Origin of the sequence: Stenotrophomonas sp. PS02289 (assembly GCF_029960115.1) — a bacterium.
Lineage (GTDB): Bacteria > Pseudomonadota > Gammaproteobacteria > Xanthomonadales > Xanthomonadaceae > Stenotrophomonas.
Window position 1 is genome coordinate 1 of record NZ_JASCOZ010000350.1, and the last position, 708, is coordinate 708.

Sequence of the window (708 nt, forward strand, 5' to 3'; positions counted from 1 at the left end):
CCGTTGGCCGGCTCCGCATGAACCCATCCGGATGTGCATGGGCCGGCCAACGGCCGGCGCTACCGGTATCAGGCTCTATCGTCGAACAGGCTTCCCAGCATCTCGTCGGCACGTCGCAACACCATTGCGTTGGCCTTGAACGCCAATACCTCGGTGCGCGCGGCGATCAGGTCAGCCAGCGGCGCGGTGGGGTCCTCGGCGGTGGTGCCGACCGACGTCTGCACCCCACCGTCGGCCGCGGTACTGCGCTGCAGCTGCAGCCGCTGGGCATCGGGGGTCGGCAGATTGGCCACGTTGTGCGCGGCGACCTGCACACCCTGCTGGGCGGCGCGCATGCCACTGCCGGCAATGGCCATGATGCTGCTCATGCGATACCCCCCTGGACCGCCACGACGGGGTCCTCCGGGGCTGTTAACGGCACCCGGCGGCCGAACTTGAATGCACGCGGGCCCAACAGGCCCGGGTGGTAGCATATCCCTCTGAAAATCAGCGCCTTTTGCCCATGCTCAGTTTTTTCCGCCGCAAGAAGCCCCAGGACGCTCCGCAGGACGCGCCCAAGACCCAGCACTATTCGGCCGATGAACTGGCCGCGGCCTTCCCGCAGGCACCGGAGCCCGATGCGGCGACGCCGCCGGACGCCGTTGTAGAGCCGGGCTCTGCCCGGCTGGAAGATGATGCATCGACGCACAGCCCGGCAGAGCCCGGCGG

The 708-nt window shown here is 68.5% G+C and carries 1 protein-coding gene and 1 pseudogene; one reads left to right on the top strand and one right to left on the bottom strand.

Annotated features, from left to right (window positions below; translation table 11 throughout):
• Positions 1-68 precede the first annotated feature (68 nt).
• On the bottom strand, positions 69-368 hold the full coding sequence (locus QMX83_RS21560) for a hypothetical protein (RefSeq protein WP_282298666.1): 300 nt from the start codon (positions 366-368) through the stop codon (positions 69-71).
• Between the two features lie 134 nt (positions 369-502).
• Between QMX83_RS21560 and QMX83_RS21565 the strand changes: the two are divergent.
• A pseudogene (locus QMX83_RS21565) lies at positions 503-708 on the top strand (signal recognition particle-docking protein FtsY); the annotation flags it as partial.

Bases quoted from the DNA above. Each gene is read 5' to 3' on its own strand.
- QMX83_RS21560 (WP_282298666.1), bottom strand. From the start codon at position 368: ATGAGCAGCATCATGGCCATTGCCGGCAGTGGCATGCGCGCCGCCCAG.